The organism is Algoriphagus aquimarinus (genome assembly GCF_900112005.1).
In the GTDB taxonomy this organism is placed as follows: domain Bacteria; phylum Bacteroidota; class Bacteroidia; order Cytophagales; family Cyclobacteriaceae; genus Algoriphagus; species Algoriphagus aquimarinus.
The window spans coordinates 252,291-266,006 of record NZ_FOKK01000002.1 but is presented as its reverse complement, the minus strand read 5'-3'; the positions used below and the strand labels follow the sequence as shown (position 1 = coordinate 266,006).

The following is a 13,716-nucleotide window of genomic DNA, read 5'->3' as shown; positions in this document are numbered from 1 at the left end:
TAGAAAGTGAAAGTCATTTTGCTACTTTTGTCTTTACTACATACTCATCATTCTAAAGAGTTCAAGAAATTATGTTCAACAGTCAATACGATTGCAAGCTAGATCCCAAAGGGCGTCTGGTATTGCCAGCCAAGATCAAGGCGGCAATTCCGGAGGCTAACGGCGCTACGCTTATGCTTCGGATGGCTGAAGATAGATGTTTGGCTCTTTATCCTATGGTGGAATACAAGAAACTTGAGAATCAAATCAAGTCACTCTCCATTCATAATCCGGAGCAAAGAATGTTGCAACGTTCCTTTTTCAATTCTGTCGTCGATGTGGAGTTGGATAGTGCAGGGCGCTTGTTGATCCCAAAAGCTTACCAAGCCTACGCAGGTCTTGAAAAAGATGTAATCGTGATAGGTAATGGAGGGAGAATCGAATTCTGGAATCAAGAAAATTATAGCAAGAATATCATAGTTGATCCTGCGGACTTATCCAGTCTAATGGAAAAGCATCTCTCTTAATCACATGACAGAGTCTATTTACCATATCCCAGTGATGCTAGCCAAATGCACTGAAGGCTTGTCTATTGATCCCAATGGGATTTATGTAGATGTGACTTTTGGTGGAGGAGGTCATTCCAGAGAGATTCTGAAGCACCTTGATAAAGGGCATTTATATGCTTTTGATCAGGATGTAGATGCTGAAGCAAACATACCTGCCAGTGACAACTTTACTTTCATTGCTGCCAATTTCAGGGATTTGAAAAGATACCTGAGGCTTCATGGTGTAAAGAAAGTGGATGGCATCTTGGCTGACTTGGGAATTTCATCTCATCAGATCGATGAGCCCAGCCGAGGTTTTTCTACCAGATTCAGCGGTGATTTGGATATGAGGATGAACCAGTCAGATGAAGTTTCTGCCAAAGAAATTTTGAACACATACGACGAGGGCAGACTTCATAAAATTTTGGGGATGTATGGCGAGGTGAAAAATGCTAAGACCTTGGCGCAGGCCATCGTCTCTGAAAGAACCTCACAACAATTTGAGACTACAGAAGGATTTACCTCCTTCCTAAAAAGATATGCTCCTCGGGGCAAAGACTTCAAGTATTACGCTCAGGTCTTCCAGGCATTGAGAATAGAAGTGAACGATGAAATGGGCGCTTTGGAGGAAATGCTTTTAGAAGCAGTGGAGTTGCTGAAGCCTGAAGGCAGATTGGTGGTGATGAGTTACCATAGTCTAGAAGATCGATTGGTGAAAAATCTGATGATCAAAGGCAAGTTTCAGGGCGAAGTCGAGAAGGATTTCTACGGAAATCTTATTCGTCCGCTTGAGCCTATCAGCAAAGGTGCTGTGGTGGCGGATGCAGAGGAGATAGCATCTAATCCTAGAGCAAGAAGTGCAAAACTGAGAATAGCGAAGAAGATAGAGGCATGAGCAATAACACGTTCAGAAAGAAATTAAAGTCAGGTAACAAGCCAAAAGGCGGTCCTCGCAAATCCATATTTAGTTGGATTGAGGAGAAGTTGGATGTCACTGGAATTTTGGGTGAAGGCGTACCTGTCCAATTGGTTCCTCCTGTTGGATTTGTGGCTTTACTGGCTTTGGTCTATATCTGGAGTAATCACCGCGCAGAAAACATGGTGCGGAAGATTGAAAAGGCTCAGCAAGAAGTAGAGGATTTGCGTGCAGATGTCACTACGCTTGAAGCTGAGTACATGCTTAGTAGCATGCAGTCTGAAGTGGCGAAGCGTGTAGCAGCACAAGGAATATTTGAACTCAATCAACCACCGATTAAAATCGAGGTAGAAAAGTGAATTTTAAGCGATCCATATTGCTCCGAGTACGGGTGGTGTTCATCCTGATAGCGCTTTGTGCAGCGGCGATTCCTTATAGGGTTGCGAAGCTTCAGATGGCGGAGGGAGACGTATGGCGCGAAAAAGCTGAAACAATCAACTTCCAATACAGAGAAGTGCCAGCTACTCGTGGTAATATTTACGCAAGCGATGGGTCCTTGTTGGCTACTAGTTTACCATTCTATAGAGTAGCGCTCGATCCTACTATTGCGAAGTCTGATCGATACAAAGCTGGAATTGATTCCCTTTCAAGAATGCTTTCTGCCTACTATAAGGACAAGTCATCTGCCTCTTATAAAAGAATGATTAATGATGCCAGGTTGGATAACAAACGCTACTTGGTGTTGAACAGAAAACAAATCGGTTACCAAGGCATGCAGGAAATGTCCAACTGGCCGATTTTCAGAGAAGGAAGACTGGGAGGTGGAGTGATTTTCGAGAAAGTAGAGAAAAGATATAGACCATTTAATTCCCTTGCCAGCCGTACAGTTGGCTTTTTGAATGAAGATGATTACGGTGCAGGAATTGAATATAGTTTCAATAATTATCTACAAGGTCAGGATGGCAAGGCTCTTTTTCAGCGACTAGCTGGTGGAAGCTGGAAGCCAGTATTTGACGCAGAAGATGTAAAGCCTGAAAATGGCTATGATGTCACCACTACGCTGGATGTAAATATGCAGGATGTGGCTGAAACTGCGCTTCGTCGTCAGTTGACTGATCGGGATGCGGATTTTGGTTCGGTGATCGTGATGGAAGTGAAGACTGGGCAGATCAAGGCCATTACCAATTTGCAACGCAACAGCAACGGCAATGGCTATGGTGAGAATTACAATTATGCCATTGGTGATCAAGGGAACACGGAGCCTGGCTCTACTTTCAAACTGCTTTCCATGCTTGCGCTCTTGGAAGAGAATAAAATCACTCTAGAAGAAACTGTGGAAACCGGAAATGGTGCACACAAATTCTATAACCAAGTGATGCGTGATTCTAAGAATGGCGGTTACGGAACCTTGACTATTCGTGAGGCATTCGAAAAATCCTCCAATGTAGGTATCTCCAAATTGGTAGATGAGCACTTCGGGGCAAGTCCTTCCAAATTCATGGCATACATAGATAAAGTCGGTTTGAGAGAGCCTTTTGGTTTTCAGTTAATCGGTGAGGGTAAGCCTTACTTCAAGAAGCCAGGTGATAAAAATTGGTATGGAACTACTCTCCCTTGGGTTTCTATAGGGTACGAAGTAAAGCTAAATCCACTTCATACGCTGGCATTGTACAATGCAGTAGCGAACGGTGGAAAGATGATGAAGCCATATATCGTAAAGTCAGTTTCTAGAGGAAATACCATCGAGCAACGATATGAGCCTGAGGTGGTGCGCAAGCAAATTGCCTCTGAGAAAAATATTAAACTTCTACAGAGTCTTCTGGAAGGGGTAGTGGAAAAAGGGACTGCAAGAAATATTGCTAACGCAGATTATAAAATCGCCGGCAAAACAGGTACTGCGCAGAAGCTTCTAAACGGGAAATACACTAAGAATTACTATACGAGTTTTGCTGGGTACTTCCCAGCTGATCATCCAAAGTATTCCATGGTGGTGGTGATCGATAGCCCTAAGGGTCTATTTGCCTACGGGGGAGATGTTTCAGCGCCAGTTTTCAAGGAAATCGCAGACAAAATCTACGCACTTGATGTAGAGTTGAACCCTGAGAATCAGAAGGGAATAATTAGAGCCGAAGCAAATGGAACTCAATTGCCTTATGTGCAAGCAGGTAAGGCGGAGGAGCTACAGGGGATATTCCAGGAATTAGGATTGAAGGCGACTGCTGCCAATCCAGAAGAATGGGTGAAGACGGTGGCTCATGAAGCTAGTGTGCAAATGAACGTTAATGACACGGATCAATCACTTGTTCCAGATGTGTCAGGTCTTCCACTTAGAGATGCACTTTTCATCTTGGAAAACAAAGGAATGAAAGTGAATTACTCTGGAAAAGGCCGGGTGAAAGGCCAGTCTATTTCACCGGGAACACAATTAACTCCAAACGCAACTATAAATCTTGTATTAGGATAAATGAAAGTACTGAAAGACATATTATATAAAGTATCACTTACCTCTACTACCGGAGACATGGAGTTAGGGGTGAAAGATATTGTCTTTGACAGTCGTCAGGTGACGGAGGGAAGTGCTTTTGTAGCTATCAAAGGCACTCAGGTTGATGGACATGAGTTTATAGAAAAAGCGATCGGGCTTGGAGCTCAGATTGTAGTTTGTGAGCAATTGCCAGAGAAATTGATCGATGGAATTACCTACGTAGAAGTAGTGAATTCTGCTCGTGCGCTAGGTATCATGGCAAGCAATTACTTTGACAATCCTTCTGAGAGTATCAAAGTCGTAGCGATCACCGGAACCAACGGCAAAACAACGACAGCCACACTTTTGCATCAGTTATTTATGCGAATGGGCTACAGCACAGGTTTGCTTTCTACAGTAGAAAATAAGATCAATGAAACAGTAATTCACGCTACTCACACTACGCCAGATGCGGTAAGTGTGCAGGCTTTGCTTCGCAAAATGGTAGCGGAAGGATGTACCCACTGCTTTATGGAAGCGAGTTCTCATGCGATTGTGCAAGAGAGAATAGCTGGATTGAAGTTAGTTGGAGCTGTTTTTACAAATATCAGCCATGACCACTTGGATTATCATGGCACCTTTGACGAGTACATCAAGGCTAAGAAAAAGTTATTTGATGAGCTTCCAAAAGATGCTTTCGCACTAGTAAACGGTGACGATAAGCGCGGATCTGTCATGCTTCAGAATTGCAAAGCTTCGCATCAGTTTTTTGCGCTGAAATCTCCAGCTGAATTCAAAGCCAAAATCATCTCCAACACGCTTGAAGGCTTAGAGCTAGAAATTAACGGCAAGTTGATTTGGTTCAGAATGATCGGTGCCTTCAATGCTTACAATCTGTTGGCGGTATTGGGTGTCACGGTTCTTTTGGGTGAAGAGGAGGATGAAGTTCTTCGTGAGCTATCTGGAATTCGTGGAGCCAAAGGCCGTTTTGATAGAATTTCCATTGCCGGCATTACTGCCATCGTGGATTATGCACATACGCCAGATGCTTTGGACAATGTACTGAAGACAATCAACGGAGCACGAACTGGCGGCGAGCAACTGATCACAGTCGTGGGCTGTGGAGGAAATAGAGATAAAACCAAGCGTCCTGTTATGGCAAAGATCGCTGTTCAGGAAAGTGATAAAGCAATTCTTACTTCCGACAATCCTCGCTTTGAGGAGCCTGAGGAAATATTGAAGGATATGCAGGCTGGCGTAGGCCCGTCTGAAATCAGAAAAACATTAACTATTGTTGATCGTCGAGAAGCTATTAAAACGGCTTGCATGCTTTCGCAAAAAGGAGATATCATCCTTATCGCTGGTAAAGGCCATGAGGATTATCAGGAAGTCAAAGGGGTGAAGCATCACTTTGATGATACTGAAATAGTAACCGAGTTTTTACAACAATTGACACAAAGCTGAGATGTTATATCCTCTTTTTGATTATTTGGACAAAGTGCTTGATATCCCTGGAACAGGGGTGTTTAGATATATCTCGTTTCGTGCGGGAATGGCATCGCTTTTTTCATTAATCATTACGATATCCTTCGGTCACAAAATCATCGCTTGGATCAGAAATAAGCAGATCGGAGAAACTGTAAGAGATCTTGGTCTGGAAGGTCAGCAGGAGAAGAAAGGCACGCCTACGATGGGTGGCTTGATGATCATGGCTGCCATTTTGATCCCAACTTTGCTTTTCGCAGATCTTAATAATATCTACATCATCCTACTCCTTATTACTACTGTTTGGTTAGGAGCGATAGGCTTTGTAGATGATTATATTAAGGTTTTTAAGAAAAACAAGGAAGGTCTAGCCGGTAGATTTAAAATTATCGGTCAGATCGGTATCGGTATTATCGTGGGTTCTACGCTTTATTTTAATGAGAGTGTTGTGATTCGTGAATTTACCAATCCGGTTTCCATAGAAGAAGGCGTGGTAGAGACACCAGCTTACAGAGATGTGAAAGTGGCGAAAACCACCATTCCTTTTACCAAAAATAATGAGTTGAATTACGAGACTATGCTTGGCTTCATGGGCGAGGCGATGACTCCTATTCTCTACATTTTCGTGGTGACCTTTATCATTACGGCTGTTTCCAATGGTGCAAATATCACGGATGGGATAGACGGACTTGCGGCTGGTACTTCGGCTATCATTGGTATTACCATTGCGATTTTTGCCTACATCAGCGGCAACGCCATTTTCTCCCAATACCTCAATATCATGTACATCCCCAACTCAGGGGAGCTGGTGATTTTTGCTTCGGCATTTGTTGGAGCATGCGTGGGTTTCCTTTGGTACAATGCTTATCCAGCTCAGGTTTTCATGGGCGACACGGGCAGCTTGATGCTGGGTGGGGTGATAGCAGTTTTGGCTTTGACGCTTCGCAAAGAATTACTGATACCGGTAATGTGTGGGGTGTTTGTTATAGAAAATGTCAGTGTCATGCTCCAAGTGGGCTATTTCAAATACACGAGAAAAAAATACGGTGAGGGCAGGAGAATATTCTTGATGTCTCCACTGCATCACCACTACCAAAAGAAAAATATACCTGAAGCCAAGATCGTAACTCGATTCTGGATTGTAGGGATTTTATTGGCAGTGATCACTTTGGCAACACTAAAACTTAGATAATAGAAATGAAAAGAATAGTCGTTCTGGGCGCAGGAGAAAGCGGATTGGGAGCAGCAATGCTTGCCAGACAGAAGGGCTATGCCGTTTTCGTTTCAGATGCAGGACAGATTTCTGAAGCTAGAAAAGCTGAAATGCAGAGTTTAGAGATTCCATTTGAAGAAGGAACACATACGGAAGAGCAAATCCTAAATGCTGACCTGATAATCAAAAGCCCAGGGATTCCTTCTAATGTAGCAATTGTTCAAAAAGCGATAAAAGCTAGAATTCATGTTATAGATGAGCTGGAATTTGCATTTGGCTATAGCAAAGGTAAAGTGATTGCCATCACTGGTACAAATGGAAAAACCACGACCACACTTCTTGCCTACCACTTGATGAAAGAGGCAGGACTTGATGTGGGATTGGCTGGAAATGTTGGTAAAAGCTGGGCTGCCCAATTACTCGAGGGAGATCACGAGTGGTGGGTGATCGAATGTAGCAGCTTCCAAATCGATGGGTTTGAAAACTTCAAGCCTGCTATCGGTATTCTTACGAATATCACTCCAGATCATCTTGATCGATACGACTATCAAATTGATAAATACATCGATTCTAAGTTTTCTATTTTCAAAAATATGAAAGTCACGGATCAGGCAATCCTGTGTGATCAGGATTTCTTGACTTTGGAAGGGTTAAAATACCGAGCTATTCTACCTGCTTTAAACTGGATTTCTTTAGAAACTGAGCAAAAAAGTGGGGGATTTTTCAATGGAAATACTTTGGAGATCACCATAGCTGAGCAGTCAGCATCTATTCCGCTTAACATCCTTCCTATAAAAGGGAAGCATAATATTTTGAATGCCCTTTGTGCTGCTACAGCAGCATTGATTACTGGAGTGAATGAAGCAGCATTACTAGCTGGATTAAAAACTTTCAAGAATGCCCCGCACCGTATGGAGCAGATCAGAGAAGTGGATGGTGTCACGTTTGTCAACGACAGCAAAGGCACTAACGTGGAGGCCACAGCTTATGCCCTGGCTAGCTACGAGAATCCATTAATCTGGATTGCAGGTGGAGTGGATAAAGGGAATAATTACTCTGTCCTTTTGCCCGTGGTAAGTCATAAAGTGAAATCATTGATATGCCTTGGCAAAGACAACGAGAAATTGAAAATGGCTTTCGGGTCAGTGGTAAGTGACATCCGTGAAACTCAGGATATTTCAGAAGCAGTGAAGTGGGGACAAATGCTTGGAGAAGCTGGAGACATAGTCTTGCTATCACCAGCATGTGCAAGCTTTGACTTGTTTAAAAATTATGAAGATCGCGGCAATCAATTTCGCGAGGCTGTTGAAAACCTTAAATCTAAAACCATCGCATGACACAGTTTAAAGCATGGATAGACAGGAATTTCAAAGGCGACCCAATTATTTGGGGTATAGTCATTCTATTGTCTCTTTTCAGTATTCTGGTCGTGTATTCTGCTACGGGTTCGTTGGCCTATAAGTATGCTGGAGGCAATACCGAAATCTATCTGATCAGACATTCCATGTTGATTTTCGTGTCGTTGGTAGTGATGTGGTTTGCACATAAGATTCCATATAGAAAGTATGCCGTTTATGCTCGGTTGGGAGTGATTATATCTATTCCACTCTTGCTGGTTACTTACTTGTTTGGCTCTAATATCAATGAAGCTAATCGCTGGATCACTATTCCGGTAATCAACCAGGCTTTCCAGCCTTCAGATTTGGCGAAACTTGCCTTGATCGCTTCCATAGCAGGAATGCTGGCTAAGCGTCAAAATAATATTAAAGACTTCAAGAGCACCTTCGTGCCTATCATAATCGCTATAGGTTTGATCTCCGGATTGATTGCTATGGCAAATTTCTCTACAGCCATTCTTCTATTGGTGACCTGTCTTTTGATCATGTTTATTGGAAGAGTGCCAGTAAAATACCTAGCGATGGTATTGTTGGTAGGAGCTTTAGGCTTGACTGCTGCGGGATTCATTGGCCAAAGAGGAGCGACGCTAGTGTCTCGAGTGGAAGACTTCATGAACAAGGATGAGATTCCATTTCAAGCTGAGCAATCATATATCGCTATTGCTACTGGTGGAATCGGGGGGAAAGGTCCAGGGAATTCTGAGCAGAGAAACTCCCTTCCACATCCATATTCAGATTTTATCTACGCTATCATAATAGAGGAATATGGACTGATCGGAGGATTCTCTGTGCTGTTCCTTTACCTCGCGCTTCTGTATAGAGGAATGCGAATCGTGGCGAATTCAAACAAAGCATTTGGAGGATTGCTGTCTGCGGGACTGAGTTTCGCTCTAGTAATCCAAGCATTGGTAAATATGGCTGTAGCCGTTGGCTTAGGCCCGATTACAGGTTTGCCACTTCCGCTTTTAAGTATGGGAGGAACATCATTGGTATTCACGGGAATTTCTTTGGGAATCATCCTATCAGTGAGTCGTGGTGATCATCAAGATGAATCTCAAGGAAGTAGTGCTAATAGCGCTGCATTTGGAAATAGATCAAGACTTAAAACCGCATAATTATTAACGCACAACGCACATATCGCATTTTGATCAGTGGTGGAGGTACCGGAGGGCATATCTATCCGGCTATCGCTATTGCAAATGCCTGGAAGGAAAAGCATCCTTCTAGCGAGATCTTATTTGTGGGTGCATTAGGCAAAATGGAGATGCAGAAGGTTCCTGAGGCTGGATACAAAATCAAAGGACTTCCAGTAGCTGGATTACAAAGAAGTTTAACACTTGAAAACCTCAAGTTTCCTTTCAAACTGTTGAAAAGTCTGACTCAAGCTTCGCAGATCATCAAGGATTTTAATCCAGATGCAGTGGTAGGAGTCGGTGGCTATGCAAGCGGGCCGGTGCTTTATGCTGCGCAAAGAAAGGGTATTCCTACGCTGGTACAGGAGCAAAATTCCTATGCTGGCTTGACTAATAAGATTCTGGCTAAAAGAGCCAAAAAAATATGTGTTGCTTATCCTGAGATGGATCGCTTTTTCCCAGCTGATAGCATAGCCTATACAGGAAACCCTGTTCGAAAGGACATTCTTGACTTATCGGGGAAAAGAGAAAAGGCATTGACACATTTCGGATTGGATCCTGCTAAAAAAACGCTGTTGGTTTTGGGAGGATCTCTTGGAGCTAGAACACTCAATCAAGCGGTACTTGCAGATCTGCAAAAGCTGGATGCGGAAGGTTACCAAGTGCTTTGGCAATGTGGTAAGTTTTATTTCCAAGAGATGAAATCAAAGCTGGCAGAATCAGGCTTGACAACAATTCATCTGAATGAATTTATCCGCGAAATGGATTTGGCTTATGCTGCTGCAGATGTGATCGTGTCAAGAGCTGGCGCTTTATCGGTTTCAGAACTTTCACTAGTGGGCAAGCCAGTGATTTTCATTCCTTCTCCGAATGTGGCGGAAGACCATCAGACCAAAAATGCCATGGCTTATGTAAGTCATGATGCAGCTTTGCTTTTGAAGGATTCAGAGGCAATAGGTGCTTTGAAACAAAAAGTGAAAGAGTTAATGGAAGACAGTAAGCTGTCTGAATCATTAGGGAGAAATATAAAGAATCTGGCCAAGCCGAATGCGGCAAATGCCATAGTGGAAGAAATAGAACAATTGATTGCATGAGTTTCGAAGGAATAAATAGCGTCCATTTGCTCGGTATCGGCGGCATAGGCATGAGTGCCTTAGCTCGATGGTTCCGCCATGAAGGATATGCTGTGTCTGGGTATGACCGTACGCCTTCGTCACTTACAGATGAATTGATCGCTGAAGGAATGCAGATTTCTTTCGAAGATAAGTTGGAGACCATACCAAATGTGATCAAAGACAGCCCGGAAAAGACGCTGATCATCTGGACTCCAGCAATGCCGAAAGGCAGTGTTCAGCTTAATTTCTTTCAGGAAAATGGCTATCAATTCAAGAAGAGATCGGAAGTGTTAGGTATGGTGACGAGTTCCTATTACACCATTGCGGTGGCGGGGACACATGGAAAGACGACTACTTCTTCCATGATCGCGCACATGCTCAAGTCTGCAGGTAAACCTGTAGTAGCATTTCTAGGAGGAATCACTCAGAACTATCAGAGTAACCTGATTCTTGGAGACAAAAAGTCAAAAGAAAAGACGCTAGTTGTGGTAGAAGCTGATGAATTTGATCGCTCTTTCCTAAGACTTCATCCTAACGAAGTGGTATTGACAAGTGCTGATCCGGATCACCTAGATATCTATGGTGATGAGCAGCACATACTTGATGGATTTTTGGAGTTCGTCAATCTGGTAGATAAAAAAGGAAGATTATATATACAGCAGAATGCTGCGCAAAGACTTGGTGAAGGTAAGCTGCCGAAAGTGGCTACCAGAGAATATGGCTTGAGATCAACTGGAATTGGAGCTGAAAATATTCAGGCGCGACCAGGGTCATTCGTGTTTGACTATTTGGCAGGTAAGAATGAGATCAAAGGTCTGGAGCTATTTATTCCAGGTTTTCATAATGTGGAAAATGCTTTGGCAGCAATTGCTATCGCCTTGGATCACCAGATTTCAGTAGAGCAGATTCGAAATGGAATTAGCTCATTCAAGGGGGTGAAGAGAAGATTTGAGATTCATGTGAATGAAGGTAATAGTGTCTTCATTGATGACTATGCGCATCACCCTGAGGAGATCAGAGCTTGCTTAAGTTCTGTTCGGGCAATGTTCCCTACAAAGAAATTGACGGTGATTTTCCAGCCTCATTTGTTCTCACGTACGAGGGATTTTGCAGCGGGTTTTTCTGAAAGTCTATCACTAGCTGATTCGGTGTTTTTGTTGGACATCTATCCAGCGAGAGAGCTTCCGATTGAGGGAGTTTCTTCTGCTATGCTATTGGAAGGTATCAATACTGGACACAAGGAATTGGTTGCGAAAGAGGATTTGATAAATCACTTGAATCAGGCTTCGCCTGAGGTTTTGGTTACGCTGGGAGCAGGAGATATAGATCGTTTGGTGCCAGGAATTGCTTCGTGGATGAAAGAGGGACTTAACCGATCTGCATCATGATAACGGCAAACGTAAAAAAGATACTCGCTTTTGTAGTGCTCACTTTAGTACTGGTAGGATTTATTGGCTTTGTGGAAAAGCAGACGCTGTATAAAACTTTCCAAGGGACTGAAATAAATATTGAAGGAGTAAGCGGAGTCTATTTCGTAGAGGATGCTGAAATCGCTAGGATACTAAGCCAAGCATTTCCTGATCTAAAACCAGGATTAATGCTGGAAGAGGTACCGATGAAAGACATTGAAACTAGGCTGCTAGGACATCCTTTCGTGAAGTCTGTACAAGCAATGATTGGTCAAAAGGGCATTTTGAATTTAAAGATCAGTCAGCATCAGCCAATTGCGAGAATTGCTCAGCCGATTGGTGCTGATGGATATATCACTACGGAAGGGAAAGTGATCCCTACCTCTACTTCATACACTAGTCGTGTGTTGATTTTGGAAGGTGATTATGCAGAGATGCTGATGGATAAAGGTGATATCAAAGCAGATATGCCTGAGCTGATGGACCTGATCACATTCATCACTGAAGATGAATTTTGGAATGCACAGATCACCGAATTGGAAGTGAATTCCAAAGATAATATTCGCCTATTCCAACAAGTAGGGAGGCAAATTATCGAATTCGGAGATGCCCATGATATAGCAAATAAGTTTGACCGTATAGCGGTCTTTTATAAGGAAATATTGCCCCGAAAGGGTTGGAACGCTTATGATAGGGTAAGTGTAAAGTTTAAGGATCAAATCGTCTGTGAATAATAGCTTGGATATGGAAAATAAAGAATTAATAGTAGGACTGGACATTGGGACAACCAAGATCTGTGTCATCGTGGGTCGCAAAAATGAGTACGGCAAGCTCGAGGTTTTGGGCATGGGCAAAGCCGTTTCTGACGGGGTTGATCGTGGCGTTGTGACCAATATTGACAAGACTGTTCATGCAATCGAAAAGGCAGTGGAAGAAGCGTCAGAAATGGCGAATGTGGACATTGTGGATGTCATTGTAGGAATTGCTGGCCAACATATTCAAAGCAAGATTCAAAGTGGCAGCATTATGCGTCAGCCGACGGATGATGAGATTACTATTGAGGATGTGAGGAGACTTTCCAGTGAAATGGAAAATATCCTGATCCCTCCGGGAAATACAATTATTCACGTAATGCCACAGGATTACACCGTGGATTATGAAGGTGGTATCAAAGATCCTGTAGGGATGTCTGGTACACGTCTAGAGGCTGATTTCCATATCATCACCGCTCAGACCACCGCTATCAACAACATTAACAGATGTGTTCGCCGTGCCGAATTAGTTTCCAAGCAATTAATTCTAGAACCACTAGCGAGTTCACTATCTGTTTTAAGCGACGATGAGAAAGAAGCAGGCGTTTGCCTGATTGACATAGGAGGCGGAACCACAGACATCGCCATTTTCTATGAAAATATAATCCGCCACACGGCTGTGATTCCTTTGGGTGGGAATATTATCACCAAGGATATCAAAGAAGGCTGTATGGTGATGCAGAATCAGGCTGAACTTCTGAAGACAAAATTTGGCAAAGCCATCACTGAAGAAGCTAATCCAAACGAGATCGTATCGATTCCAGGTTTGAGAAATCGGGCGCCAAAAGAGATTTCTATCAGAAACTTGGCTTCTATCATTCAGGCAAGAATGGAAGAGATCATTGAGATCGTGCAGAACGAGATCATGCAAAGTGGTCACTACAAAAAACTGGCAGGCGGAATCGTACTGACCGGTGGTGGCTCCCAACTGCAATTTATCAGTCAATTATTCGAATACATGACTGGACTGGATACAAGAATAGGCTATCCAAATGAACACTTGGGTAAGTCAGTGATAGAAGAGGTCAAAAGTCCAATGTATGCAACATCGGTAGGGCTAGTACTTGCAGGTTTCAAAGCGCTAGACGACAGAGATCAGGGGTATACCAATCGCACTGCCAATGGAAAGACTGTGAAAAAAGTAAAAAGTATGGACATCAATCCAAAAGATATATTCGATAAAATCGCCGGAAGACTGAAAGGGATTCTAAGCGATGATATCGGTGACGATTCAAATTACTAGGG

General features: G+C 43.0%; 12 protein-coding genes. All 12 read left to right on the top strand.

Annotated elements, in window-relative coordinates; genetic code table 11:
• Positions 1 to 71: 71 nt before the first annotated feature.
• Genes mraZ through ftsA form a run of 12 tightly spaced genes read left to right on the top strand, consistent with a single transcriptional unit; the run spans position 72 to position 13,714 of the window.
• On the top strand, positions 72 to 506 hold the full coding sequence (gene mraZ / locus BM291_RS03635) for a division/cell wall cluster transcriptional repressor MraZ (RefSeq protein WP_092894804.1): 435 nt from the start codon (positions 72 to 74) through the stop codon (positions 504 to 506).
• 4 nt (positions 507 to 510) lie between these two features.
• The gene (rsmH, locus tag BM291_RS03630) at positions 511 to 1,422 is read left to right on the top strand and encodes a 16S rRNA (cytosine(1402)-N(4))-methyltransferase RsmH (protein WP_092894803.1); all 912 of its coding nucleotides are present in this window, start codon (positions 511 to 513) and stop codon (positions 1,420 to 1,422) included.
• On the top strand, positions 1,419 to 1,802 hold the full coding sequence (locus BM291_RS03625; protein WP_092894802.1) for an FtsL-like putative cell division protein: 384 nt from the start codon (positions 1,419 to 1,421) through the stop codon (positions 1,800 to 1,802). Before rsmH ends, BM291_RS03625 begins: the two co-directional genes overlap by 4 nt.
• Complete coding sequence (locus BM291_RS03620) at positions 1,799 to 3,907, top strand: penicillin-binding protein (RefSeq protein ID WP_092894801.1); 2,109 nt, start codon at positions 1,799 to 1,801, stop codon at positions 3,905 to 3,907. The genes BM291_RS03625 and BM291_RS03620 overlap by 4 nt, the downstream gene beginning before the upstream one ends.
• The gene (locus BM291_RS03615) at positions 3,908 to 5,371 is read left to right on the top strand and encodes a UDP-N-acetylmuramoyl-L-alanyl-D-glutamate--2,6-diaminopimelate ligase (RefSeq protein ID WP_092894800.1); all 1,464 of its coding nucleotides are present in this window, start codon (positions 3,908 to 3,910) and stop codon (positions 5,369 to 5,371) included.
• Position 5,372: 1 nt separating this feature from the next.
• Entirely contained in the window at positions 5,373 to 6,584 is a 1,212-nt protein-coding gene (mraY, locus tag BM291_RS03610; protein ID WP_092894799.1) for a phospho-N-acetylmuramoyl-pentapeptide-transferase, read from the top strand.
• A 5-nt stretch (positions 6,585 to 6,589) separates the two neighbouring features.
• Complete coding sequence (murD, locus tag BM291_RS03605; protein ID WP_092894798.1) at positions 6,590 to 7,942, top strand: UDP-N-acetylmuramoyl-L-alanine--D-glutamate ligase; 1,353 nt, start codon at positions 6,590 to 6,592, stop codon at positions 7,940 to 7,942.
• Positions 7,939 to 9,117: an FtsW/RodA/SpoVE family cell cycle protein gene (locus BM291_RS03600; RefSeq protein ID WP_092894797.1), complete on the top strand. Its 1,179-nt coding sequence runs from the start codon at positions 7,939 to 7,941 to the stop codon at positions 9,115 to 9,117. Before murD ends, BM291_RS03600 begins: the two co-directional genes overlap by 4 nt.
• A gap of 29 nt (positions 9,118 to 9,146) precedes the next feature.
• On the top strand, positions 9,147 to 10,229 hold the full coding sequence (gene murG, locus BM291_RS03595; protein WP_092894796.1) for an undecaprenyldiphospho-muramoylpentapeptide beta-N-acetylglucosaminyltransferase: 1,083 nt from the start codon (positions 9,147 to 9,149) through the stop codon (positions 10,227 to 10,229).
• Positions 10,226 to 11,638 (top strand): UDP-N-acetylmuramate--L-alanine ligase, encoded by a 1,413-nt coding sequence (gene murC / locus BM291_RS03590; RefSeq protein ID WP_092894795.1) that lies wholly within the window; start codon positions 10,226 to 10,228, stop codon positions 11,636 to 11,638. Before murG ends, murC begins: the two co-directional genes overlap by 4 nt.
• A complete protein-coding gene (locus BM291_RS03585; RefSeq protein WP_092894794.1) occupies positions 11,635 to 12,393 on the top strand; it encodes a cell division protein FtsQ/DivIB in 759 nt (252 codons plus the stop codon). Before murC ends, BM291_RS03585 begins: the two co-directional genes overlap by 4 nt.
• A 10-nt stretch (positions 12,394 to 12,403) precedes the next feature.
• Complete coding sequence (gene ftsA, locus BM291_RS03580; RefSeq protein ID WP_092894938.1) at positions 12,404 to 13,714, top strand: cell division protein FtsA; 1,311 nt, start codon at positions 12,404 to 12,406, stop codon at positions 13,712 to 13,714.
• The last annotated feature ends 2 nt before the right edge of the window (positions 13,715 to 13,716 follow it).

Bases quoted from the DNA above. Each gene is read 5' to 3' on its own strand.
- mraZ (WP_092894804.1), top strand. From the start codon at position 72: ATGTTCAACAGTCAATACGATTGCAAGCTAGATCCCAAAGGGCGTCTG.
- rsmH (WP_092894803.1), top strand. From the start codon at position 511: ATGACAGAGTCTATTTACCATATCCCAGTGATGCTAGCCAAATGCACT.
- BM291_RS03625 (WP_092894802.1), top strand. From the start codon at position 1,419: ATGAGCAATAACACGTTCAGAAAGAAATTAAAGTCAGGTAACAAGCCA.
- BM291_RS03615 (WP_092894800.1), top strand. From the start codon at position 3,908: ATGAAAGTACTGAAAGACATATTATATAAAGTATCACTTACCTCTACT.
- mraY (WP_092894799.1), top strand. From the start codon at position 5,373: ATGTTATATCCTCTTTTTGATTATTTGGACAAAGTGCTTGATATCCCT.
- murD (WP_092894798.1), top strand. From the start codon at position 6,590: ATGAAAAGAATAGTCGTTCTGGGCGCAGGAGAAAGCGGATTGGGAGCA.
- BM291_RS03600 (WP_092894797.1), top strand. From the start codon at position 7,939: ATGACACAGTTTAAAGCATGGATAGACAGGAATTTCAAAGGCGACCCA.
- murC (WP_092894795.1), top strand. From the start codon at position 10,226: ATGAGTTTCGAAGGAATAAATAGCGTCCATTTGCTCGGTATCGGCGGC.
- BM291_RS03585 (WP_092894794.1), top strand. From the start codon at position 11,635: ATGATAACGGCAAACGTAAAAAAGATACTCGCTTTTGTAGTGCTCACT.
- ftsA (WP_092894938.1), top strand. From the start codon at position 12,404: ATGGAAAATAAAGAATTAATAGTAGGACTGGACATTGGGACAACCAAG.